The organism is Rahnella sp. PCH160, assembly GCF_047784855.1.
Classification (GTDB): domain Bacteria; phylum Pseudomonadota; class Gammaproteobacteria; order Enterobacterales; family Enterobacteriaceae; genus Rahnella.
In genome coordinates this window covers 4,839,094-4,861,657 of the sequence record NZ_JBLOGT010000001.1, presented here as the reverse complement: position 1 = coordinate 4,861,657, position 22,564 = coordinate 4,839,094, and the positions used below count along the sequence as shown (strand labels likewise).

Sequence of the window (22,564 nt, the reverse complement as noted above, 5' to 3'; positions counted from 1 at the left end):
GGCCTCCGCGCTGATGGGGTGCGGTGAACAGCCGTAATGGTATGCGCGCAAAACATCCTGAATTTTATCGATAATCAATTCGTGAGGATCGCTGGTCAGTTTATTCTCCATCACGCGTTCAAATTGCGCGGGCAGATATTGGCTTAACAGGCCAAGTGGAATGTCTACGGCTTTTAAATTGGCGACCAGCGCTTCCATGGCCCGGTTGATGCGGGCGTTAGGCCAGTAATAACGAATACGATCTGAAAGGCTGAAATGCAGGTCGATCAGTGAGAGGCTGAATGTCGGTTGTAGTATTTTTTCCAGTAAACCGGTTCGTCCAGCATGACACCGTCGATCACCGTCAGTATCTGGCTGCGGGATTCGGGAGCAATCATTACCTGTTCGATATTCGCCAGAGCAAAAACGGCTTCCCGAAGTGCAAAGGTTAACGCAGGTCCGACTTTCAGAATGGCAAAGTGATCCTCAACCAGATGACGATAAGATTCGCGGTTTGGTAATCGGTTGAATGTGCCTCATAAACCAGCGGAGTCGTTGTTATATAGGCAGATAATTCCTGAGCGAGCTTCGGCTGATAGTGGATCACCCGGCTGTGGTCAAACTCAACGCCTGGCTGAACAACGATAGCGATAATCCGCTCTATTGCTGCCTCAAGCCCCTTTTCCCGGAAAGCCTGATGGTGCATTTCAAGCGTGGCTTTCGCATCTTTCGCTTGCGTGACATGAACGTGCTGAATAGCTGAAGCTTCTCCGCCGGGAACAGGAACTTCAGTGCCAACTACGTAAGTCAGTAAGCGTTTTTGTTGCGGTGTCGCAACGCGTTCGGCTACCTGACATAAGCGCGCTGCACGCTGAGCGACAACAACAGGATCGAGCGGGACAGGATCGCCTGCGCAGGACATCGAGGCATCCAGATGTATTTTGTTGAAACCGGCTCAACGTATTGCGCTATCAGCACTTCTGCTTTGCACATTGCGCTGTCAGCATCTTCATTTTGCCAGCAGTTTGGCCCAGATGGTCTCCGCCCAGAATGAGGCGTTGGGCGGGGAATCCCACTTTTTCAGCAATCGCGAGAACGAAATCCCGAAAATCAATCGGCAGCATTCCCGTATAGCCACCAAAACTGATTCACCTGATTAGAAGTGGCTTCGATGAGCACTTTGCGATCAGTGAGAAGATCTTCCCGCAGGGCTGCCTCGATCACTAAAGGATGAGCAGAGCAGACAGAACAAATCCCGGTGCTTTCGCCTTGCTTATGTTTTTCGATAATATCTTTCATTTTGGCCTCCGTTTATTTTCGAAGATAGTCATTATTTTTTCGAAAGCCAAACAATAGCGTTTTCTAGAATTCGTGACAGCGATCGAAATCTTTCGTAAGTTTGTTGCATTCGTTTTCTTTCGATTTTCGGAGTGTACCGATAAATGAAACTAATCAAAGCCTGGTGGGCAAGGTGATATCAGGTTTCACAATGTCTGGATTTTTTTTCTCCTCTTAATGACGCCTTTTGTTTACACTGTCAGCAATACAGTCTTTCGGATCCTTCAATCATGAATACTTATGATAGACGTAACAAAATCATTGATTTAGTGAATAAAAACGGCAGCGTTATGGTTGCCGACCTTTCGAGTGCTTTCGACGTTTCTGAAGTGACAATCCGTTCTGACTTGGGGTTACTGGAACAAAAGGGCGATCTGAAAGCGCTTTCATGGCGGTGCGGCGAAACGCGATGCTTCACCTAATGATCAGGCGGCGTTGCCGCAGGATGAAATGGTGCTTGAAGAGCGCTACCTGCAAGCCAGTGACCCTAAAAACGCATCGCTCAGGCGGCGGCAGGACTGGTAAAACCCGGAGATACCGTCATTCTCGATAGCGGCAGCACTACCATGTTACTGGCAGAAGAGCTGGTGAAATCAGGCGACATCACCGTCATCACGAACAATTTGCCTGCTGCGTTTGTGCTATCTGAAAACCCCGATATCACGCTGGTGGTTTGCGGCGGAACGCTGCGACATAAAACGCGATCTTTGCATGGCAATATTACGGAATACGCCTTGCAGGGAATCGTCGCCAACCTGATGTTTGTGGGGGCTGATGGCCTCGATGCCGTGACAGGTATCACCACGTTTAATGAGGGCTACAGCATCAGCGCAATTATGGCGGGTGCCGCTCAGCGTGTTGTGGTTGTCACTGATTCCACTAAATTTGGCCGTCGCGGATATAATCTGGTGCTGCCGATGGAAAAAATTGACACGATTATTACAGATACAGATATCCGTGATGAGGCTTTGCAGGCACTCAGGCTGACGTCGGCGAATCTCATGTTGGTGTAACCCTCTCAGATAACGTTTATCGGCGAGGCTGACTTTAGGCTGAAAGCATAATCGGGGAAACGGGCAGGTTTAAAGGTTGCGGCGGTTCGTGTAAACAATCTTTAGAATTGCAGTTTCAGACAGGCGGCTTTGGAATCCGGCCCGCAAATAATGAGCCGCATGTCTGCTGCCATGCGGCCTGAGAAGGGGATTACGGTTTTTTCGTATAGACCTCAAATGTGAAATATTTCTTTTCCAGCGTCTGATAAGTCCCGTTTTTATGGATTTCTGTCAGCGCATTATTGATTAACGCCAGGTGTGCCTGGTCATCCTTACGCAACCCGATAGCCGTTCCTTCGCCCAGATAACGGGTATCGTTTAACGGTTCGCCCGCAAAGGCAAAATCCGCGCCTTCATGCGTTTTCAGAAAGCCGATTTCGGCCACCGCTGCGTTCGTCAGCGTCACGTCAATACGGCCAGAGGCCAGATCCTGATTAACGAAATCCTGGTTCTGATAAGAGACGACGTTCACGCCTTTTTTCTGCCATTCGCCTTGTGCGTAAGCTTCCTGCGTTGTTCCCTGAGCAACTCCGACGGTTTTACCTTTCAGAGATTCCGCCGTCGGTTGCAGGCCACTCCCTTTTTTCGCAATCAGCACACTGGGAACGTGATAGAGCATGTCGGAGAAATTGACCTGAGCTTTGCGTTTAGGCGTCATCGACATCGCTGAAAGCACGGCATCAAATTTTTTGGCGTTCAGGGCAGGAATAATGCCGTCATACGCGGTCTCAACCCACTCACATTTAACCTGAGCCTGCTGACAGATTGCGTTGCCCAGATCGATATCAAAACCGACCAGTTTTCCGTCAGATGCTTTGGATTCAAAAGGGGGAAATGATGGATCTACGCCGAAGCGTAATGTCGTTTCCGCCTGCGCGAAACCGCTGGTCACGGCCAGCGTTGTTGCGATGAACAGCAATATATTTTTCTTCACAAGTAATCTCCTGATGGTGCTAAAAAAACAAACCCCCGCAGCTAAAGGCGAGGGTAAAAGTTGTGCTTTCTTATTTCGAATATGACGACTCAGTCAGGCAGGGTCAAGCGCCAAACATTTTTGCAAAACCAGCAATAGACGAAGATGGCAACAATAAGAGAACCGACCACTATGGAAAATGAATATCAGCCAAAATGGATGAGATAAATGTTGTGCTACGCCTTAAAAACAAAAGGATAGACTACGATGACTTACCGGGGAGTCGCAATAAAAAAGCCGCAAACCCTTGCGGGCTACGGCTTTCTTTGCGGTAACGGCCTTATCGGGTAATAACCGAAACCTTGTTTAGAGACGTTGAGATTAATATTTAACTATCTGTTTTTAATTGAAAAAATTAATTTATATTAAATTCGCTATATCTAAACATATACCACTTTTTAATTCCTAACCTTGTTCCAGGGCATTTTGGAAAGCAGAACTGCCATTCCGCACCAACCACTTACACCAGCAAAAAGTAGTCCTGCACCGATGAATCCCGACAAGAGAAAGAAGCTTTGATCTATAGCGTATCCCATTACGACCCCCGCAAGGATAAGTATTCCAGCGATAATCTGAACTTGCCTCATGATTGGAAGAGGAAATTTCTTGTCTTCGATCGTCGGAAGATTTGCACTCTTCCAGGCATTAATGCCACCAGACAACAATAAAACTGCCGATGGATCTGCTGCTCTGATGAGTACATCTTCATTTTGAGCTGTACGCGAACCCGCTAAACAGTAAAAAATAACAGGATGATTTACAGGCAGATCTTTAATTTTTTTTCCCAATAAAATATCTGATAATGGAAAAGTGATAGCGCCAGGAACGTGCTCACGAAGAAATTCAGCAGGCTCACGGATGTCGACCAGAGTGCTGCCATTTTTCATGAGCTCTTGTGCTTCTGAAGGACTTACGGTTCTTGCGGTCATTTCAAATCCTCAGGGCAATAAATGTCCTTTAACGTTGCGATAACTTTTCGAATCGATTCATTTTTAATGAAATAATTTCTGCGTTGCTCATCTCTGTAGCATTCAATCAAATCCTCTTCTTTCATTCTCGCCAGATGCTGAGATGTTGCTGAGGGGCTTAATCCTGTCAATTTACTCAGATTGCCAGCTGAAGTTCCGGGTGAGTCAATGAGTGTACAAAGGATCAGTAGCCGGTTAGCGTTACTCATGGACTTGAGAAGTCTGGCCGCCTGAGCCGCACTTTCTTGCAGAAATTTGATGTCGATATTAGTCATGTTTTATTTTAGATTTATCTAATTTAAGCAAATTCTAAATCAAAGATAAGCGTAGAGCAAAAATGATTTATTTGAAGAGTATTCACGGTGAACACTTTTCTTTTTATTCTTTAAATTTCAATTTATTATGTGGTAACCACTTTGTTTTTTTCTGTTCATGTCTCTTCACTTTCCTGCGACCTCCTACCTTTCTATAAAAAAATCGGCCTGAGCAGGTTTCAGTTTAAACATGTTTGATGTCGATATTTTGCGACCAGTATGCTTCGCTGCCCTCGTTTATCTTTGCGCCACCGGGGTTCAAAAGGGTAAAGCCCAATGCCGTCTTGCAAGGTGTGCTCTTTGCCTTTGCCTTTGCCCTTAGCGGCTTTGAGCTCAGTGCTGGTGAGTGGTGTGGTGGTTAGAGCCATTTTAGTTATACGCTCTGTAGTTATAGGGGGTTGTATTGTAAGCACACCCGTTTTAGTTCCACGCACTTTTTGAGATTTCCGTATTTTCGGCCATCAGCCTGTACTCTTCCGGCGTCAGGTTATTCAGAGATTCATGAGGTCGCTCGCTGTTATATTCCATCAGCCAGCGCTCTGTGATTTCCCGTACTTCGTTCAGAGTTCTGAACAGGTAAAAATCCAGTATTTCTGTCCGGTACGTCCGGTTAAACCGTTCGATAAAGGCATTCTGCGTCGGCTTACCCGGCTTGATAAATTCCAGCATCACACCATGCTCTTCTGCCCAATTCGCCAGAGCCAGTGAGATTAATTCCGGTCCATTGTCCATCCGCATCTTCAGCGGGTATCCGCGGTTTGCCACAATCCTGTCCAGTACCCGGACGACACGCTGGGCCGGAATATTCAGGTCTATTTCTATCGCCAGCGCCTCACGGTTAAAATCATCCACCACGTTAAAGGTTCGAAAGCGTCTGCCGCAGACGAGCGCATCGTGCATAAAATCGATCGACCAGCTCTGGTTTAATGCTTCCGGTGTTGCCAATGGTACCGGGTCGCGCACCGGCAGGCGTTGTTTACCCTTACGACGAAAATTCAGTTTCAGCAGGCAGTAAATCCGGTGTACACGCTTATGATTCCAGGCATTACCGTGCCTGCGAAGCACCTGAAAGAGCTTCTTAAAACCGTATCGCGGATAGCGTTCCGCCATTTCAGTCAGCGCCTGGATCACCGGCTCATCGCGACGGGTATCGGGCTGATAAAAATACACCGTCCTGCTCAGCGATAATGTCCTGCATGCCTGACGTAAGCTCATGGCAAATTGCGCCGTCAGATAGCTGACGAGCTCACGCTTTATCGCTGGTTTTAAAGCTTTTTTTCGATGACGTCTTTCAACGCGCGGCATTCCAGACTGAGGTCGGCAAACATCTGTTTGAGCCGCCGGTTCTCGTCTTCCAGATCTTTGATCTTTTTGATATCGGCGGCTTCCATCCCGCCATATTTCGCTTTCCAGTTGTAATAGCTGGCTTCTGAAATTGCGGCCTCGCGGCAGACATCTTTGACGGTCCTGCCAGCTTCGACGGATTTCAGGACGGCGATGATCTGGTGCTCGGTGAATCGGATCTTGCGCATAGCGATCTCCTCAGGGGACATAATCAGTATGTCGGAAGATCTCTAAAAGTGAATGGTTCGTTTTACCGGGATACTTACAGTATAACTAAACGTATATCTGAAGTAGCCGGTTGTATACAGGGTCTGCCAGCAGATAACGGGCAATAAAAAAGCCGCAAACCCTTGCGGGCTGCGGCTTTCTTTGCGGTAACGGCCTTATCTGGTAATAACCGAAACCTTGTTTGGTGGGCTGGGGGAAGTTGATGAAAATTTCTAACTTATTGTTTTTATTCTGTAAAATAAAAAATTATTTTTGGATGTATACCTAAACGTATACCAATGCCAAAACCTGAAGCCGATTTCACCCTTTTTTAACCTTCGCTATAAGTCCCTGAGCTAGCCTTTCCAGTAGATTAGTCATGGTAAGAATCTCAGCATCACTGACGATGATTTTTTGTCCAACAACGTAGGTGGAGTCTCGAGATTTTTGGATATATTGCTCATCAACAACACCATCATTGTGTGCCAGGATATGGCGTTTTTGATAAAGCTTATTCAACAAAGTCAATTCTGATTCTAACAGCCAATGGTTATAGCCGACTCCAATTGCCTGTTCCCATAGCTGACTACTTTGGGATAGTCGTTGAAAGGCATTGAAAGGATGCTGCCCGAACTTAACATATAAAATTTCGCAAAGTCTTTGAAATGCAACAACTCCATCAGAAATACATGTTTCTCTCAATGATCTACATGTTATTTCTGCTGAATCTTTATCTGATGCCTCTGTGATGGCGGCTCTAATAATAGGAATATTTGCAATTTTTGCATGAATTTTCCTAAGCGAGTCGCTGAAGGTTCGTTCCACTGAGTTATGTCCACAAGCTGGGCAAAAGAAAGCGCTGCCAATTATTGCAAAACGTGCATTACAATTTTCGCAATGGATAATTAACTGCATAGATTCAATTGATTGAATAGGTATAGGATGTGTAGTTTGAACGCCGCCCTCGACTTTCATAGACATAGAAATAAAGGTGTTCTTTTTTTGTCTTTGATTAAATTTTTGAGCAGATGTTAATAATGCGTTATGGATATGCCCCTCGATAATTTTTAAGGCTTGTTCTTGAGCATTGTTAGCTTGCTCTATGGTGAACCAGTTCTTAGCTGGGGCTTCGTGCCTGCAGGAGGGACACCAGACAGCTTCGTCACGGAAAATATTTTTCCAATCTTCTGCGTTAACTTTGAAAAGAAACTCACATTCCTCTTGAGGACATTGTTTATCAATAAAGCCAAGCTCATCAGTATCGATAGGAATTGAAACTGTTTTGATATTGCCAAGTACATTTTTTAAATCCTCAAACATATTGACCTCGGAGGAATGAACAATAAACACACAATAACATACGAGTTTGGTTGGTGTACAAGCTGAAGAAAAGATTTTAGGAAAAACTGGTCACACTGTTCACATTTCATAATTTAATTTTGTTTTTCATAATCTTAAGTGGTGATGAGGTTGCCCTGAACTGTCCATAACTCATCACTTTCAAGTGACCAGTTACTATTTTCTAAATGAAAAAACCGGCCTGAGCCGGTTTTTTTAAGCATTCTTTATTTCGCACTTTGGCAACCAGTCTGTTTCGCAGTCCTCATTTAATATCAGATTAGTTTGCACACCCTGATTGGTCTTTTTCTTCAAAAATTCAATCTCATATTCTTTCAGCGTTTGCGGCACCGCCCGACCAAAGGCAGTTAAATTCATTGTACGTTGATGTCCCCGCGCTTCCATAAATGATAAATAGGCATGGTAAAGATATTTACGAGGATTCGATGGATTAATGTTCCCATTACCTATATACAGGCCATTAGGCGCACTTACAGCCAGTAGGTAACCGCAGAAATCCACCAACGGATCAGCACTGCGTTTTATTTCAAGCGCTTCATCGGAATTCTGTTGTGCTTGTAACAGCTCGCGTGCATCACTCGGAACTGCAAAGCATTGCATCAGGTGGCGAACAATGACGGCTAGCTCCTGAGCTATTTTCTCTATTAACTGTGGATCCCGTTCATTGACTGGTATCACTTCAGGGAAAGTGATGATCACTCGCCGGCGCGATACGCCGCCGCTGCGATCACTGAACTGCATCGGGTTGTTGTTCACCGCAAGGATCACCGCCGGAATGTGCGCTGAATAAGCATCACGGTATTTCGGGTCAATGGCTACCGCATCGCCGCCGGTGATGGCTTTAATCCCTGCACCATCGCCGCTCCATTTCTCCTGATCGGGTAAGATAATTAGAGAGTATCCCACCAGGGAAGCCCGTTCGCGGGAAGACTCCAGCGTTTCGATGCTGGCGGAAGTGGTATTGTCATTCCCTGCAAGCATGCGTGCTATGGCTGCCATGACGCTTTTACCACTGCCGCCTGGTCCTGTCACCTCAAGGAACAATTGCCAGTCATACCGGTTTGCCAGAACCATGAAAAGCGCCGCGAGAATGCGCTCTTGCTTTTCGCTTTGCTGGTTTGCCGCCCGCGTCAGCCATTGCCAGAAGTGAGGAGCATGCTCTGCAAGATTTTCCCCAGGCTTGGCCTGCGAATAATCCACACTGTTGACGGTACGCAACCAGTTATCTTTACGGTGAGAGCTAAAAATTCCGGTGCGGGTGTCAAAAACGCCATTTCGAAAACCAATTAAGTGACGTGCGGGCTTGCTCATTTCAGGCACCATGAGCTTTAGGGTTTCGATCATGCCGCTAATGAGGGGCGCTGAAAAAGGCGCTTGTGCTTTCTGAAATAGAGCAGCAATTTCACGGCTGAGGATCCTGTGCGGCAATACCAGCCAAGCCCCGTTCTCATAGCGGCAAAGATCTTCCCCCACCGGAGGCATAGCCAGACGGTGTTCATAATGGACTATCAGCAGTTCACACTTCTCACTCTGGCTCATGGCCTTGAGATCGGCATCACTGACCGTTTCAAAGGGGCTTTTCTGAGATTGCTGATTAAAAGCGCGGAGCTGTTCCAGCGTTTTGTCACGACCTTCCTGCATGAATACATCGTTCCAGTCACCGGCGATTAAGGGGATCGCAACTTTCCCGCTGACCAGATTTGCGGCTTCTTTCGCTTTCTTCTGTCCTGTGCCGTTATCATCATTATCTGCTGCCATTAGCAGCACGGCGTCAGGGTATTTCTCCCGAAGGCACTCAGCCAGATGAGGGAAGTTATTGGCACTCAGTGCCACATACACGGTTTCACCCGTCAGCGCATGTATTGTCAGACCCGTTGCATAGCCTTCTGCCATCCAGATAACGGTGTTGTCGTTCCCTTCAAAATGATGAGCGGCGCCGGTAACCTGTCCACCCGCAAGCATGCGTTTTTCCCCCGACCCGTTAATGAGCTGGGCGTTGACCAGGTTGCCTGATAAATCATAAAGCGGAATGACCAGGTCACCCGCCACGAAATCTACGCCGCCCACGCGCAGGCCGTTGCCCTGCAACGTCAGCGCTTCCTTATCAACCCAGCCTTTTTTCTCCAGATAGGCATTGCCTGCCGCTTTGCGGGCAGCATTCACCAGCGCTTTCGCCTGCACGGCTGCCTTCTGGCGGGCATCGTCTTTTTGCTGTTGTGCAGCGGCCTCGTCGTGATGAACCGCAAGAGGCTGAGCCTCTCCCAGAATCTCAGCCACTTTCACGGCGGCTTCTTTCGTGGTGATATCCAGTGTTTTAGCAACCAGATTTAATCCGTCACCGGCACCGCAGTGGTTACATATCCAGGTGCCTCTACCTGCCTGATTATCGAAGCGAAAGCGGTCTTTCCCCCGCAAACGGGGCAGGCGGAATGATGCCCGTGAGGGGCAACGGTTATACCCAGCGCGGGCAAAAGCTGAGGCCAGCGCCCTGTCGCAGCGCTCACGGTGTTTTGAACAATCATTTGTGTCATATGCGCCTCTGTCAGTGCAGCGTGGTTTCAGGAGTGGTGTGAAGACAAGGCCGGAACAGCTCGTCCATCATGGATTCTCCCAGCGGTGTCAGGCGGGGTTTTGCCACCAGAATATCGGGCTGCACCATGTCGCGCAGCATGGCGCAGGCGATGTCCATCCCCAGCTTTGCGCCGTGCTGACGGACATAGTAGCTTTCGACTTCTTTTGCGATGGTCATTTGCAGTTCATCAAGCGTGTAGCCGGTTTCAACGCCGTAGGTAGTACAGGCATCGAGATAGGCCTGTGCCAGGGCGCGACGGTAGAGGGCGGTGAGTACTTCAACCGGCAGGCAGGATTGCTGAGTCATATTCATTCGTAGACATCCCCCATTTGCGTTTTGATGGCGGTTTCGCAGGTGTCTACCACTTTGCCGAGCTGGTCAGTCAGCAGCGCAACCATTGAGGCCATGGAATTCAGCTGATCTCCGCTGGGTACATGCCCGAAGGTGTCCTGAGTATCTAGCATGTCGAGGAACATCACGCCGACGTTGTGCGCGTGTTGCAGGCGCAGGAAATCAGCATGCGGAATAGGGTAATGGGTGTTGGGGAAATAGAAGGACGCGAGCTTGTTCATGCAGCCTCCTGAGCGGGCAGGCGACCGGCAAAGCACAGCACATAGTCACGGGCAAACAGGCGACGGGCAGAATGTTCATTGTCGGCGGCGGAGCGCAGCATACAAACCGGCGCTTTAGGTTCAGCACGGCGCACGGCGGCGAACAGGAACGTAAATTTAGGATGTGGGGTGGTGAGGGTTGTAGCCATGGTGGCAGCCTCCATTGAGTAATGGTTATTGCTACCACTTGAGTTCTCACGCTCTTGGGTGGTAGCCCAGACGGGGGTGAGAATACCGGCCTCAATGAACACCGGCCAGCCCGAAGGCTGCCCCGCCTGAGCCACCATTGCTTGATAAGCACAGCGGTTAAGAAACCACTGAGCAGATAACAGGTGCGCTAAGGCTACGACATAAAAAAACACGCAAGGCGCGTGTTGTGTCGCCATTGAGTTGCTCGGGTTCTCACGCCCGGCTGCCGATTTTGCGGCAGCACAAAAACTATAGAGCAGGGGCTCGCCAGAGAAAAGCCTTTTTTGAAGCATTAGCCGTTTCTCCTTAGCAATCGGTCAGGACTTGATCGGACTGCTGCGGATTTGATCGGAAGTGCGAATCATCCCCTGAACTAACGCTTTCGGCTGTCACGGATAACACGCCCAGGGTATTGCTGGTAAATGCAGGCAAAGGGTTCTTTCTGCCGCAGGCGGCAGCCATCAGGCCTTCAGCCAGATAGGCCGCCTCTTGTATATTGAGCTGGATATTATGATGACCGACAGACAGAGAAATCATTGCATGGTCTCCTGAGCGCGTGCGGCGATGCGGTCATTCATCCAGCCCTCTATTTCGGAAGCCAGCCAGGCCACGTTCTTACCGCCGAGAGAAATCTGGGCGGGAAATTGCTGACGGCTGATTAAGTCGTAAAGGGTGGAGCGGGACAGGCCAGTGGTGTGGATCACTTCCGGCAGTCGCATAAAGCGATCGCGTGGGTATGCCGGTGGCATCACAGGGGCAGAAGAAGGGGGCGTGTTTTGAGCGGTGGAGAGCATGGTGCTACCTCATATCTGTATCCGGCTGGACGCGTCCAGTACCGGCTGTTTCGTTAAGGAGCCCCCTATTGTGAGAATATTTTTGCGTTTAGCAACAAGCCCCCGCGCCGTTCAATTGTGCATTAACAAGGCGGAATGGAACGATGGCAATCATTGGCAAACGTTGTCATGCAATGTAATGCAGTGATGTGCATGTTGTGTTTTTATTTATAGTTTTTTTACCGTTTCTATATTTATTAATAGGAATAAACATTCATTTTTTCTGGGCTAGCCAGAAAAAGGTCTTTTGAAGACAGTGAATAGTCGTGAACAGTGAGTGAATACCTTTAGGTGAAGTGTTCACTGCTTAAATTAATGATTTTATTATTTTTTATTTTAAAGTGAACAGTAGTGAACAGTATTTATAGAAATATAAACCCTTCCCGCTTTCCCAGCTTACTATCCCGCCCGTTGTACCAGCGCTGAGCAAACGACATCAGATAGAAATGTTGTGCCAGCCTCCCCACAATATCCTCACATTGACAACACATTGCTGAGGTATGCCATGAAACCCGATTCAACCAAAATCGTCGAAGCCGTTATCCAGGACTTTCTTCAGGTCAAAGCCGGTCACAACGGAAAGCCATCATCAGGAAACTCGGAAGGTGCTATCCAACACTTTGAGCAGGCCAAAACGGCGTTTGCGGAGAAAAAGCGGGCACTTGATGAAATTGAAAGTTCGATTGCGCGATGCGCCCAGGAAAAAGAAACGGCGAACAGCGAAATCAAAGAGAACGAAGAGAGCTGGCGTTCGCGTTTTCGCAAGTCACGGGGGGTTATGACTGACGAACTCAAGAACGCACACAGTCAGCGGGCTATTCAGCAGGGATTGGTTAAAGAGTTCGATGACCTGATTGAAGAATTGAATGTCGAAAAACAGTCGGCGATGTTGCATTGTGCTAATGCTGGTGGAGCGTTGATTAGCGCCCACCGCAGCGCACTGAACGCCTATGCTGATACACAGTGGCGCATGGCCATCAACAATCTCAGTCCGGCGCTTGTGCGCGCTGTAAAACTTAAACTTCTGGCGTTATCCACCGTAAGTTATCAGGAAACACAATCCGATCATTATGTAGAGCCCGCCAAAATTGTCAGCGCTGAAATTGGCAAGGCGCTTGTCGGGGCGGCTAGCATAGGTCAGTTCAACATGGATGCAGAACCTATGTTGGAGAAAATCGGGACGCATTCTCCTGCGCTGCCTGGTGTCGATATGGCGCTATTACGAAGCCCGATAAAAAGACAATTACTGGCTCAAAAACTCTCCCAGCGCATCGATTCAAATAAGGAGTAATAGCAAATGATGCGCTGCCCGCTTTGCAGCTCTGTTTCTCACATTCGCACAAGCCGTTATATCACCGAACTGACTAAGGAATCTTATTATCAGTGCACCAGGCTGGAATGCTCATGCGCATTTAAAACAAATGAAAGCGTCAGTAAAATCGTCAAAAGAGAAAATCTGAAGCGGAAAATATAAATTTCAGCTCGTTTCAATCCCCCAAAAAATAATCTCAAGTGCCGCTTTCGAAGAAGGCGGCATTTTTCATTAATGCAGTGCAAAACCGTCCCTCCGGACAGCCTTTTCTCTGGCTAGCCTGTCCTTGTGAGCTCTGCATGCATAGGGTGCATGGTTTTGCATGCAACCCAGAGTACTCAAAATGGCTCCAACCCCTTGCTACACGGGCTTTTCGAGGTTTTACTTCATGCATTAAAATCAGTGAGCTAAGTCAGCAGCGGGCAGGCGGGGAGAATTGCGCGCGCAGGCTATAAGCAATATAGTGACTATACTTGCGTGCGCAATTTCGTACTCTAATTATTATTTGTTGATATCAGGAGCGCTTCCGCATGCTTTTTAAAATGCTTTGTATGACTAACAATATCATCTAATAAATAATAGTTTTTATCATTTAATAGCGTCAATACTAGGTTATTCAACGGCTCATAATGCTTTAATACTTCATTATCAATAAAGTTGGCATAAGAAATACAAGCTCCATCAGCTGTCATAGCACTTGCAATATAGCTTTGCTCGAGCGATCTTATAACTGGGCTGTTAAAATTGTTTGTTCTTATACTAATACTTATGTTTTTTAAAAGTTCTGACATTAAAATTTCATCATTTGCAGGAGACATAAAAACCATGTCTCGGTCTTTTTTATATATTTGTGACCAACACATTAGCTGGCATAAGTAATACTTTGTGCTATTTTTAATATAGTCGTCAACATCAGCCTCATTCATTGTTTTAATATAGCTTAGTCGTCCAATGATACCATTTGCAGCACTGAGTAAAGTGCTGGACCATCTTCCAATTTCTCTGTTTTTATTGGCGTTGTACTCATGATTTTTTTGTATTAGATCAAGTTCTGCTTTTGTTTTTAGTTTAAATGACTCAATCGACCTTTTATCAAGATGGTTAAGTATGAATTTCGATAAAAAAACCATTATTGCCACAGTGGTTCCTGCTGTGAATAATGATTCGATGACTGTGTTTATCATCTTAAAATCTCCTCGACAATTTTCTTTGACTAAAGCCTGGTGGATTATGTTTGATAATATCCCCGGAAATTCTTTTATCTCTGTACTGAGCTTCCCTTAAGCCTTCTATATCTAAAGTGGTGGTTAGTATGCATGTATTCTCTCCCCCCTTAACATATATTTTGTTAGAAATAGTTGTCATAGTCGGTTGTAATACACATGAACCACCATATTGCGAAGTGTTAGCCTGTGCAATGTAGCAATGAATATCACGAACTGCTGATTCCATTATGTGCTGATAATAGTTAGTGTCTTTATTCCAAACGCAAGCGAAAAGAATATCAATTTGTGATCTAAATAATGCTCTATGCTCAATGTTAGCTAGCTCGAAACAATTATATGTCGAAAAAGAAACACCTCTCCAACTGATTAAATGATATTTTTTATCCTCGTGTTTATCTGAGGAGTTTTTAAGTCTGAAAGATTGCAACATTTCTAGCTCGCTAGGAGCATAGTGATTTTTTTCTCTCAAAGAAATAAAACTTGAATTATATTTATCATGAGACTTATAAGGTAGTATTTCTACAATTAGATTATAAGCTATATCATCAATTACCCAGTGTTCTAAACCAAAAATCAGAGCAATTTGCTGTCTACGGGCATGAGAGGCCATAAACGGAAGCCAAGACACAGGGATAGACAGTTCTGGTAAGAGAAGAATATCAGCGTTTTCTTCATTTGCAGCGTTAAGAATTTTATATAAATTTTTCTGCCGTTTATAACTTATATCTGGTTCGCGATCTTTCCGACAAGCAGATTCAATAGAACTTTGATTAATCTGCATATTAGCAAGTGCAACTTTTAATTCCTTTGTTTTCTTTTGGTTTTTGAATTTTAATTTTAATGCTTTTTTATTTTTTATATTCTTTACTGTGCAATAATCTTTGTGGTATTTATTTTCTTTAGTAAACTTATGAAGTTTCTTGCTATAGAGTGCTTTTATTAAATCGAAAAGCTGATAATCATCAGCATGAATGTAACGAGGTGAATGAAGTATTTTATTATCATTCAAATCGAAATCCAATAAAGAGAAATATGCATTCTCTTTGGTTAAATCGCCAGTGTAATCCGTATAGTTTGCCAGCGGCCATGAAACCAGATAGTGCCTTATTAAGTTGCTTTTACGAAATTGTTGCGTAAGTTTTTTTAAATAAGAAGAGTTACTCACTATTTCTGAGATTAACTTAATGCTTTTATTACTTGTTTTCTTTTCTCCAAGTATAACCTTCATGTCTAAGAGCGCTAGTGATAGGCTAAATGAGATGTCTATATATTTATCCAAGCCTGATTGAATTTTTATGTTTATATGACTACTGTCATGATCATTTTTTGATAACCATGTTTTTTTAATGCACTCTTTCACCGAATAATAAAAATCAACTGCAAATTTATTGTTGTCCGTTATTAATGAATAAGAAATTACCTTCTCCCACAATCTACTAAAAATAAGAGCATTTTCACCTTTAAAAAACAATTCAATTTGTTGTAGTGTTTTCTCACCAGCAGGTAACTTGCAAAGCCTGTGAGCGATAGTATGAGAGGATAAATATTTAGATAACTCTGTTTCATTTTCAACAAGACCAACAATACTTCTAAACTTATTAGCTGAACCATCATAAAGTATATCATACGCAAATGTGTCAAGATCACTCACAATATGCTCATCCGGTAAAAATCTAAAGGCACTGCTTCTATTTTCTAATTCTTTTTTGAAAATTTGCAAACCCGCTAAGCTATGGTTTTTATCAAAATAGTGCAAAATTAGCTTATCTTTTTGAATGGGCAGAGAGTGATATTTTTCAGCTAATAAGTATGATCCCGTGTCTTTTTCACTCTCAACTATCATTCCTCTCAATATATTTGAAATAAAGTCATTGATCGCATTTTTGTTGTTCCCAAACTCTAGTTTAGGTGATTTTAAAACGAAAATCATGTCATCAACATATCTACCATAGTAAGTAGGGTTGATCAGTTCCTCAACATCATTATCAAATTCTTTGAGATACCAATTTGAAAGAATTGCTGAGGAAGTCATACCAATAGGAATTCCACCATTATTATTTTTTTGATGAGTTATGCCAATTGTATTTTCGACAACTGTCTTATATTTTTCATGTATTTTTTTTAAACAATCATTCAGGATTAAAGACAGCTCAATGAGGCTTGGGTTTTGAGTCTCGGTTATAATACTGGATATAGTATTAAAATCTATATCAATATTATAATAAAATCCTTTGAGATCTAGGGAGAAAATAGCCACGTCCTTCTTATCGGTATTAACAACTTCGATAGCTTTATTTATGCCCTGATCTCTCCATTTTGTATAATTTTCAATATATCTTTCGAAAAGATCATTAGAGTTTAATTCGATTTTATTCGGATAATTCTGCCTTAGTCTAATTATCGAGTTATGAACTCTGTTGCCATAAGAGTTTTTAGAAAGTGATTCATCAAGAAGAGAACCAACAATAATTGACCACATCGTCTCTATTATATGGATTGGGACCGGTGCAGATATCAAGTAATGAACTTCATTAACTATATATTCATCAGAAATCTTTTGATTACTAAGAAAGAGTGCTTTGTTATCTTGTTCAAGATCATAACTTTTTTTAAATTTTTTAGGTAAAAAATTGACATCTATCTTTTCTAACCATTCAGAAAAAGTATCCATCTGAACATTGGCACTATTCAAAAATCTCGCAATTTTTAAAATGTTAGGCCTAAATTTTGTATTTTCAAATAAGGCTATGTCGGCTTTCAAAAAAAAATTAAAATTATCATGATATGCATGTGATTTTAAACAATCATAAGCACGAGTAACAATATCTGCATCAACCATATTTATACATTCCTTTTGCTGTGAGGAAGAGCATATTGCCCCCACCAATTCATTAATATGACTCTTTTTTCTAGATATGTTGAGCGGTTATATGCCCGTCTCACTTCATTTTTATCACTGTGTGCTAGCGCGGATTCGATCACATCAGCATTGTAGCCAGCCTCATTCATGGCTGTACTAGCAATAGAACGTAACCCATGCGCGACTAATTTTCCACCATAGCCAATTCGTTTCAAAGCGGCATTGGCAGTCTGGCTGTTCATCGGTTTACTTGGGTCATTGCGGCTAGGGAACACGTACTGACGATTACCACTAATGGGACGCATGATTTCCAGCAATTCTAAAGCTTGTTCTGATAGAGGGACTATATGATCACGCTTTGCCTTCATACGTTCTGCCGGAATACACCACTGCTTATTCTCTATATCGATCTCTGACCAGGCTGTTGATGAGGCTTCTGCAGGGCGTATGAGAGTCAGTAGTTGCCATTCAAGCAGGCAGCGGGTTGGTATTGATAAATTGCTCATCGAAATCGTGCGCATTAGCTTGGGCAGTTCTTCGGGGCGTATTGTGGGCATGTGCTGCTTCTTCGGGCGTTCGAAAGCATTACCTATACCTGAAGCTGGATTTGCCTCAATCAGTCCAACATTCACCGCATAAATCATTATCTCGTTGATGCGCTGAACCAACCGCCTGACCGTCTCTAATGCTCCGCGTGCTTTAATTGGTTCCAACACTTGGATCAAAGTGCGTGCTTTCAGCTCCTGAACAGTAACATTTTCAATACTGGGCAGGATGTCTTTCTCAATGGAACGCCAGATATCTTTAGCGTGGTCTGCGCTAACGTGACTTTGCTTCAGCTCGAACCATTTACGGGCAACATTCACGAAAATGCTTTCCTGAGCGATTTGCAGCTTCTCAGCTTCTTCGCCAGCTCTTGCTTGTGGGTCTATTCCTTTGACTAACATCGCAAGCTTCTCTGCACGCACTTCTCTGGCATCAGCCAGGGAAAGCGCAGGGTATGCACCGAGGCTGATCATGGTGCGTTTTGATGTGCCAGGCACCTGGTAGCGAAAGCGCCAAATTTTCTTGCCGGTGGTTTTGACCAGGAGAAAGAGCCCGTCGCCGTCATGCAAAGTGAGGTCTTTATCTGTGGCTTTGGCTTTTTGTACTTCGGTGTGGGTGAGGGGGCGTGTAGTCCGCGCCATGCAAGGATCTTCCCTAATTGGTATACGTTTATTGGTATATATCTTAGCGTATACCAATTCGTATACCAATAGACGCCGGTTTCAGGCGGATCTTCTCGGACTTCTACAGACACAAAAAAGCCCGCAAACCTAGAAGGGATGCGGGCTTTCAGGACTTCTCCGGACTTATCTGGTAATAACCGGATCATTATTTGGTGGAGCTGGGGGGATTTGAACCCCCGTCCGAAATTACTACACCGTCGGCACTACATGCTTAGTCCAATCTTTACATTCGCCGGTTAGCTGCGGATGGACACGCCACTAACAAACTATCCTGATTGGGTTTAACGCTTTCACCCCAGGCAAGGTGTCCACGCGATCTCTTTTGGGTTTGACCTCTCTTGATCCCCGTCCTAAGAGCGGAGGCTAGGGAGAGAGGGCTCTAAGCAGGGTATTAAGCTGCTAGGGCGTAGTTTTCGTCGTTTGCGACTATTTTTTTGCGGCTTTTTACGAGGCCAACCGCCCCTCGGCATGCTCCTTGGGCTTCGCAAATCCCGTCGAATCCAGAATCAGCCCCAAGTACTGTTCGCAGTATACCAGAAAAACTGCATGCTAAGCCAGAGACTTAGCGGTTTGAGTTCTTCATGATGCGTGCTTTATCTACTTTCCACTCACGATCTTTAATGTCATCGCGCTTATCGTGCTCTTTCTTACCTTTCGCCAGGCCGATTTTCACTTTTGACCAGGCATTTTTCCAATACATGGAAAGTGCGACGACGGTGTAACCATCGCGAGTCACTTTGCCGAATAGCGTTTCTAACTCACGTTTGTTCAGCAGTAGTTTTCTTGTGCGGGTCGGATCACAAACCACATGACTGGACGCCACGTTGAGAGGTTGAATGGTTGCGCCGAATAAAAAGGCTTCACCGTCGCGGAATGTGACATAGCTGTCAGTGATATTTGCTTTACCAGCACGCATCGATTTGACTTCCCATCCCTGCAAAGCAAGCCCCGCCTCGATCTCATCTTCGATGAAGTATTCATGGCGAGCGCGTTTGTTCATCGCGATAGTCGCGGAACCGGGTTTATGTGCTTTTTTCTTTGTCATAGTGATACTTATTATACTGTAAGCGATGCCGAATGAAATCCCCACACGGTCAGAGTCAGATGTTTTTCCTGTTTGTGGCACGCCGTGCTTCGTAGTTTTTATTACCGCGCCGATAAATGGTATTATCTGTACGTTTTATGACACCTGGAAAATGATATGCCACAGATAAGTCGTTCTGCGCTTGTGCCGTTCAGCGTGGAACAAATGTATACCTTAGTGAATGATGTCGATGCTTACCCGCAATTTCTGCCCGGTTGTTCAGGCAGTCGCATTTTGGAAAATAGTGATACATCGATGACTGCCGCTGTCGATGTTTCTAAAGCGGGTATCAGTAAAACGTTTACCACAAAAAATACGCTCATAAGCAATAAACGCATTGATATGCAACTGGTTGACGGCCCGTTTCGTAAGCTTACCGGCGGCTGGGATTTCATTGAACTGAGCCCTGAAGCCTGCAAAGTTCAGCTCAGTCTGGATTTTGAGTTCACGAATAAACTGATTGAGCTCGCGTTCGGTAAAATCTTCAAAGAGCTGGCGGGCAGTATGGTTCAGGCTTTTACGATGCGTGCAAAAGAGGTCTACAGTGTCTGAGATCCGCGTTGAAGTCGTCTACGCGTTGCCAGAGAAGCAGTACATGAGAACTGTCAAACTGGAGGAGGGTAGCAATGTCGAGCAGGCTGTTATTGCTTCCGGTTTACTTGAGCTGCGCCATGACATTGATTTAAAGAAAAATAAGCTGGGGATTTACAGCCGGCCTGTAAAACTGGTGGATACGGTGAGTGACGGTGACAGGGTTGAAATTTACCGGCCACTGATCGCGGATCCGAAAGAACTACGGCGTATAAGAGCCGAACGTTCTAAAAAATAAGGCGCCTGCGGCGCCTTATTTTTTTACCCAGAAAGATGACTTTTGGTCATTACCAACGATCATCACATCGGGCGATTTATTTTTGATCGCTCAACTTCGGTTTGTTATCGATGTTGGTCAGCTCGCCGCTCTGGTTGAAAGTCAGCGTTAATGTTTGCTGAGTTATACCCGAATGACCTGGCTCCTGACGGAACACGTAGTACCAAACATCACTGCCAAACGGGTCGTGCAACATCGGCGTGCCAAGAACATAAGCAACCTGTTGCTTAGTCATGCCGGTATGAATTTTTTGAACATCAGCAGGAGACAAGTAGTTCCCCTGATTAATGTCAGGCCGATAAACCACCTTTTCCAGAGTGGAACAGCCCGCAGTAAGCATTAGAAGAGCTACAGCGGCGGCAGTTAGCGTTTTACAGCGCATAGTCATTACATTCCTTTAGGGCATAAGATGCCGATGATAATAGACCTTTCATCAGTTTGAAACCTTTGCGGGGCACCTGTATGACCGCTTAAATGTAAAAAAGTTGAGCTTTTTACGCTGCGAGTAACTCTTTTGCATTGGCTAACGTGTTTCGGGTGACTTCACTTCCGCCCAGCAAACGTGCCAGTTCCTGCAAACGCGCCTTCTTATCAAGACGATTCATTTGTGTTTCTGTCACTTCGCCGTCGGTTTCCTTGCTGACAAAATAATGCTGATGACCGCATCCTGCAACCTGAGGTAAGTGAGTTACGCACATTACTTGTGTCGATTCACCCAATTGGCGCAACAGGCGGCCGACGATGGCGGCAGTTGGTCCGCTGATACCGACATCCACTTCATCGAAGATCAGCGCCGGAGTTTCCATTTTTTGTGCCGTAATGACCTGAATCGCCAGTGCGATACGTGAAAGCTCGCCACCTGATGCCACTTTTGCCAGTGCCTGAAGAGGCTGCCCCGGGTTCGTCGTGACCTGAAATTCCATGCGATCTGCGCCTTCAATGCTCAGGTGTTCTGGCTCGAACTGAACCTGAATCTTAAATTTACCGTGCGGCATGGAAAGTGCCTGCATACTTTGAGTAATCAGGTGTGTGAGCTCTTCTGCGAAATATTGGCGTTTGTCATGCAATTGTTGCGCGATAGCGACTGCCTGCTGGTAATGCATCTGGACTGCTTCACTCAGTTCGGCCTGATTTGTTTCCTGCTCATCCAGTGCTTGCTGTTCTTCAAGCAGCTGACGGTGCAGGTCCGGCAATTCTTCTGCGCTGACGTGATGTTTACGCGCCAGATTCATCTGTCGGGATAACCGCTGCTCCAGCTCGTACAAACGATTCGGATCCATATCCAGACGTTCGCTGTAATGGCGTAGTTCGTCGCTGGCTTCGCTAATCTGAATCGATGCTTCATCGAGCATGGTGATCAGTTCGTTCATTTTGCTGTCGAGTTCTGCCAGTTCAGTGAGCTGATTACGGGCACTGTAGAGCATGCTGACAATATTCTGCTCTTCGCCCTCGGCCAGTAAATACAGAGCACTTTGGCTGAGAGACAGCAGTTGACCGCTGTTGGCCAGACGTTTGTATTCTTCGTCAATTTGTTCGAATTCGCCGGATTGAGGTGAAAACTCATTGAGTTCTTTTAACTGGTATTGCAGGAGTTGGCGGCGTGATTCACGCTCATTCATCTGCTGCTGATATTGGGCTAATTGGCGGCAACTCTGATGCCAGTTCTGGTAAGCGGTGCGCATTTCTGCCAGCAACAAAGGCTGGTCTGAATACGCATCAAGCAGGTCTTTCTGGTGTTCAGGTTTGAGCAGAAGCTGATGGGCGTGCTGACCGTGAATTTGGATCAGATGCTGACCCAGTTCGCGCAACTGGGATAACGGCACTGGCGTTCCATTGATAAAACCGCGAGAACGGCCATCGCTGCTGATTGTCCGGCGCAGCAGGCAATCATGCCCTTCATCCAGCTGATTGTCCGCCAGCCAGTGTTTTGCGGAAGGTGTATCTGCGAGAGTGAAACGCGCGCAGATATCTGCACGACTTGCACCAAGGCGAACCATGCTGCCATCGGCGCGGTTGCCCAGGCAAAGACCAAGTGCATCGATAGCGATGGATTTACCTGCACCGGTTTCACCGGTGATCGCTGTCATCCCGGCATGAAAATCGATTTCTAATTCACGGACAATCGCAAAGTTACTGATAGTTAATTGCGCCAGCATGATCACCTTCCTGTACATAACAACAGACCTGTAATTACATACAGTATAAACTGGTTTTATATACAGTAAAGGGGCTGGCGAATTATTTTT

General features: G+C 45.5%; 20 protein-coding genes, 1 other RNA gene and 4 pseudogenes. 5 read left to right on the top strand and 20 right to left on the bottom strand.

The window, feature by feature from the left end; genetic code table 11:
* Positions 1–1,278: pseudogene (gatZ, locus tag ACM5QY_RS22775) on the bottom strand (tagatose-bisphosphate aldolase subunit GatZ); the annotation flags it as partial.
* A gap of 269 nt (positions 1,279–1,547) precedes the next feature.
* Here gatZ and ACM5QY_RS22770 point away from each other — a divergent pair.
* Positions 1,548–2,330: pseudogene (locus ACM5QY_RS22770) on the top strand (DeoR/GlpR family DNA-binding transcription regulator).
* A gap of 190 nt (positions 2,331–2,520) precedes the next feature.
* On the opposite strand, the gene ACM5QY_RS22765 reads toward ACM5QY_RS22770, so the two are convergent.
* The 12 genes and pseudogenes from ACM5QY_RS22765 to ACM5QY_RS22710 form a co-directional block, all read right to left on the bottom strand.
* A complete protein-coding gene (locus ACM5QY_RS22765) occupies positions 2,521–3,303 on the bottom strand; it encodes an ABC transporter substrate-binding protein (RefSeq protein WP_416118692.1) in 783 nt (260 codons plus the stop codon).
* A gap of 437 nt (positions 3,304–3,740) precedes the next feature.
* Positions 3,741–4,271, bottom strand: a complete 531-nt coding sequence (locus ACM5QY_RS22760; protein WP_416118691.1) for a rhodanese family protein — start codon at positions 4,269–4,271, stop codon at positions 3,741–3,743.
* A complete protein-coding gene (locus ACM5QY_RS22755) occupies positions 4,268–4,585 on the bottom strand; it encodes an ArsR/SmtB family transcription factor (RefSeq protein WP_416118690.1) in 318 nt (105 codons plus the stop codon). The genes ACM5QY_RS22760 and ACM5QY_RS22755 overlap by 4 nt, the downstream gene beginning before the upstream one ends.
* Before the next feature lie 459 nt (positions 4,586–5,044).
* Positions 5,045–6,156, bottom strand: a protein-coding gene (locus tag ACM5QY_RS22750) for an IS3 family transposase (RefSeq protein ID WP_416118689.1) whose coding sequence is annotated in 2 segments (ribosomal slippage) — positions 5,045–5,895 and positions 5,895–6,156 — 1,113 coding nt in all. Because the reading frame shifts where the segments join, the coding sequence is not laid out codon by codon here.
* Positions 6,157–6,496: 340 nt separating this feature from the next.
* Positions 6,497–7,495: a hypothetical protein gene (locus ACM5QY_RS22745; protein WP_416118688.1), complete on the bottom strand. Its 999-nt coding sequence runs from the start codon at positions 7,493–7,495 to the stop codon at positions 6,497–6,499.
* A gap of 234 nt (positions 7,496–7,729) precedes the next feature.
* Positions 7,730–10,065, bottom strand: a pseudogene (locus ACM5QY_RS22740) (phage/plasmid primase, P4 family).
* A gap of 11 nt (positions 10,066–10,076) precedes the next feature.
* Positions 10,077–10,418: a DUF5375 family protein gene (locus ACM5QY_RS22735; protein WP_416122785.1), complete on the bottom strand. Its 342-nt coding sequence runs from the start codon at positions 10,416–10,418 to the stop codon at positions 10,077–10,079.
* On the bottom strand, positions 10,415–10,678 hold the full coding sequence (locus tag ACM5QY_RS22730) for a hypothetical protein (RefSeq protein WP_416122784.1): 264 nt from the start codon (positions 10,676–10,678) through the stop codon (positions 10,415–10,417). Before ACM5QY_RS22730 ends, ACM5QY_RS22735 begins: the two co-directional genes overlap by 4 nt.
* Positions 10,675–10,866, bottom strand: a complete 192-nt coding sequence (locus tag ACM5QY_RS22725; RefSeq protein WP_208951957.1) for a host cell division inhibitor Icd-like protein — start codon at positions 10,864–10,866, stop codon at positions 10,675–10,677. The genes ACM5QY_RS22730 and ACM5QY_RS22725 overlap by 4 nt, the downstream gene beginning before the upstream one ends.
* A gap of 24 nt (positions 10,867–10,890) precedes the next feature.
* Positions 10,891–11,103, bottom strand: a pseudogene (locus tag ACM5QY_RS22720) (ash family protein); the annotation flags it as partial.
* A 109-nt stretch (positions 11,104–11,212) separates the two neighbouring features.
* Complete coding sequence (locus ACM5QY_RS22715; RefSeq protein WP_416122783.1) at positions 11,213–11,443, bottom strand: hypothetical protein; 231 nt, start codon at positions 11,441–11,443, stop codon at positions 11,213–11,215.
* Positions 11,440–11,700: a helix-turn-helix transcriptional regulator gene (locus tag ACM5QY_RS22710; protein ID WP_410150911.1), complete on the bottom strand. Its 261-nt coding sequence runs from the start codon at positions 11,698–11,700 to the stop codon at positions 11,440–11,442. The genes ACM5QY_RS22715 and ACM5QY_RS22710 overlap by 4 nt, the downstream gene beginning before the upstream one ends.
* A 544-nt stretch (positions 11,701–12,244) precedes the next feature.
* Between ACM5QY_RS22710 and ACM5QY_RS22705 the strand changes: the two genes are divergently transcribed.
* Entirely contained in the window at positions 12,245–13,030 is a 786-nt protein-coding gene (locus ACM5QY_RS22705) for a capsid protein (protein WP_416122782.1), read from the top strand.
* Positions 13,031–13,036: 6 nt separating this feature from the next.
* Positions 13,037–13,213 (top strand): ogr/Delta-like zinc finger family protein, encoded by a 177-nt coding sequence (locus ACM5QY_RS22700; RefSeq protein WP_416122781.1) that lies wholly within the window; start codon positions 13,037–13,039, stop codon positions 13,211–13,213.
* A gap of 332 nt (positions 13,214–13,545) precedes the next feature.
* Here the strand turns inward: ACM5QY_RS22700 and ACM5QY_RS22695 are convergent, their stop codons facing one another.
* From ACM5QY_RS22695 to smpB, 5 genes are all read right to left on the bottom strand, one after another.
* Complete coding sequence (locus tag ACM5QY_RS22695; RefSeq protein ID WP_416122780.1) at positions 13,546–14,235, bottom strand: hypothetical protein; 690 nt, start codon at positions 14,233–14,235, stop codon at positions 13,546–13,548.
* Between the two features lies 1 nt (position 14,236).
* Positions 14,237–17,116: a reverse transcriptase domain-containing protein gene (locus ACM5QY_RS22690; protein ID WP_416122779.1), complete on the bottom strand. Its 2,880-nt coding sequence runs from the start codon at positions 17,114–17,116 to the stop codon at positions 14,237–14,239.
* A gap of 2 nt (positions 17,117–17,118) precedes the next feature.
* The gene (locus ACM5QY_RS22685; RefSeq protein ID WP_416122778.1) at positions 17,119–18,324 is read right to left on the bottom strand and encodes an integrase domain-containing protein; all 1,206 of its coding nucleotides are present in this window, start codon (positions 18,322–18,324) and stop codon (positions 17,119–17,121) included.
* Positions 18,325–18,516: 192 nt separating this feature from the next.
* Positions 18,517–18,880: a transfer-messenger RNA gene (gene ssrA, locus ACM5QY_RS22680) on the bottom strand.
* Positions 18,881–18,928: 48 nt separating this feature from the next.
* On the bottom strand, positions 18,929–19,411 hold the full coding sequence (smpB, locus tag ACM5QY_RS22675) for an SsrA-binding protein SmpB (protein ID WP_101075405.1): 483 nt from the start codon (positions 19,409–19,411) through the stop codon (positions 18,929–18,931).
* Between the two features lie 156 nt (positions 19,412–19,567).
* Here smpB and ACM5QY_RS22670 point away from each other — a divergent pair, with 156 nt between their 5' ends.
* A complete protein-coding gene (locus tag ACM5QY_RS22670) occupies positions 19,568–20,002 on the top strand; it encodes a type II toxin-antitoxin system RatA family toxin (RefSeq protein ID WP_416122777.1) in 435 nt (144 codons plus the stop codon).
* On the top strand, positions 19,995–20,279 hold the full coding sequence (locus ACM5QY_RS22665) for an RnfH family protein (RefSeq protein WP_416122776.1): 285 nt from the start codon (positions 19,995–19,997) through the stop codon (positions 20,277–20,279). The genes ACM5QY_RS22670 and ACM5QY_RS22665 overlap by 8 nt, the downstream gene beginning before the upstream one ends.
* Before the next feature lie 76 nt (positions 20,280–20,355).
* Here ACM5QY_RS22665 and bamE read toward each other — a convergent pair whose 3' ends face one another.
* Entirely contained in the window at positions 20,356–20,700 is a 345-nt protein-coding gene (bamE, locus tag ACM5QY_RS22660) for an outer membrane protein assembly factor BamE (protein WP_416122775.1), read from the bottom strand.
* A 112-nt stretch (positions 20,701–20,812) separates the two neighbouring features.
* A complete protein-coding gene (gene recN / locus ACM5QY_RS22655; RefSeq protein ID WP_416122774.1) occupies positions 20,813–22,474 on the bottom strand; it encodes a DNA repair protein RecN in 1,662 nt (553 codons plus the stop codon).
* Positions 22,475–22,564 lie beyond the last annotated feature (90 nt).

Bases quoted from the DNA above. Each gene is read 5' to 3' on its own strand.
- ACM5QY_RS22760 (WP_416118691.1), bottom strand. From the start codon at position 4,271: ATGACCGCAAGAACCGTAAGTCCTTCAGAAGCACAAGAGCTCATGAAA.
- ACM5QY_RS22755 (WP_416118690.1), bottom strand. From the start codon at position 4,585: ATGACTAATATCGACATCAAATTTCTGCAAGAAAGTGCGGCTCAGGCG.
- ACM5QY_RS22745 (WP_416118688.1), bottom strand. From the start codon at position 7,495: ATGTTTGAGGATTTAAAAAATGTACTTGGCAATATCAAAACAGTTTCA.
- ACM5QY_RS22735 (WP_416122785.1), bottom strand. From the start codon at position 10,418: ATGAATATGACTCAGCAATCCTGCCTGCCGGTTGAAGTACTCACCGCC.
- ACM5QY_RS22730 (WP_416122784.1), bottom strand. From the start codon at position 10,678: ATGAACAAGCTCGCGTCCTTCTATTTCCCCAACACCCATTACCCTATT.
- ACM5QY_RS22725 (WP_208951957.1), bottom strand. From the start codon at position 10,866: ATGGCTACAACCCTCACCACCCCACATCCTAAATTTACGTTCCTGTTC.
- ACM5QY_RS22715 (WP_416122783.1), bottom strand. From the start codon at position 11,443: ATGATTTCTCTGTCTGTCGGTCATCATAATATCCAGCTCAATATACAA.
- ACM5QY_RS22710 (WP_410150911.1), bottom strand. From the start codon at position 11,700: ATGCTCTCCACCGCTCAAAACACGCCCCCTTCTTCTGCCCCTGTGATG.
- ACM5QY_RS22705 (WP_416122782.1), top strand. From the start codon at position 12,245: ATGAAACCCGATTCAACCAAAATCGTCGAAGCCGTTATCCAGGACTTT.
- ACM5QY_RS22700 (WP_416122781.1), top strand. From the start codon at position 13,037: ATGATGCGCTGCCCGCTTTGCAGCTCTGTTTCTCACATTCGCACAAGC.
- ACM5QY_RS22695 (WP_416122780.1), bottom strand. From the start codon at position 14,235: ATGATAAACACAGTCATCGAATCATTATTCACAGCAGGAACCACTGTG.
- ACM5QY_RS22690 (WP_416122779.1), bottom strand. From the start codon at position 17,116: ATGGTTGATGCAGATATTGTTACTCGTGCTTATGATTGTTTAAAATCA.
- ACM5QY_RS22685 (WP_416122778.1), bottom strand. From the start codon at position 18,324: ATGGCGCGGACTACACGCCCCCTCACCCACACCGAAGTACAAAAAGCC.
- smpB (WP_101075405.1), bottom strand. From the start codon at position 19,411: ATGACAAAGAAAAAAGCACATAAACCCGGTTCCGCGACTATCGCGATG.
- ACM5QY_RS22670 (WP_416122777.1), top strand. From the start codon at position 19,568: ATGCCACAGATAAGTCGTTCTGCGCTTGTGCCGTTCAGCGTGGAACAA.
- bamE (WP_416122775.1), bottom strand. From the start codon at position 20,700: ATGCGCTGTAAAACGCTAACTGCCGCCGCTGTAGCTCTTCTAATGCTT.
- recN (WP_416122774.1), bottom strand. From the start codon at position 22,474: ATGCTGGCGCAATTAACTATCAGTAACTTTGCGATTGTCCGTGAATTA.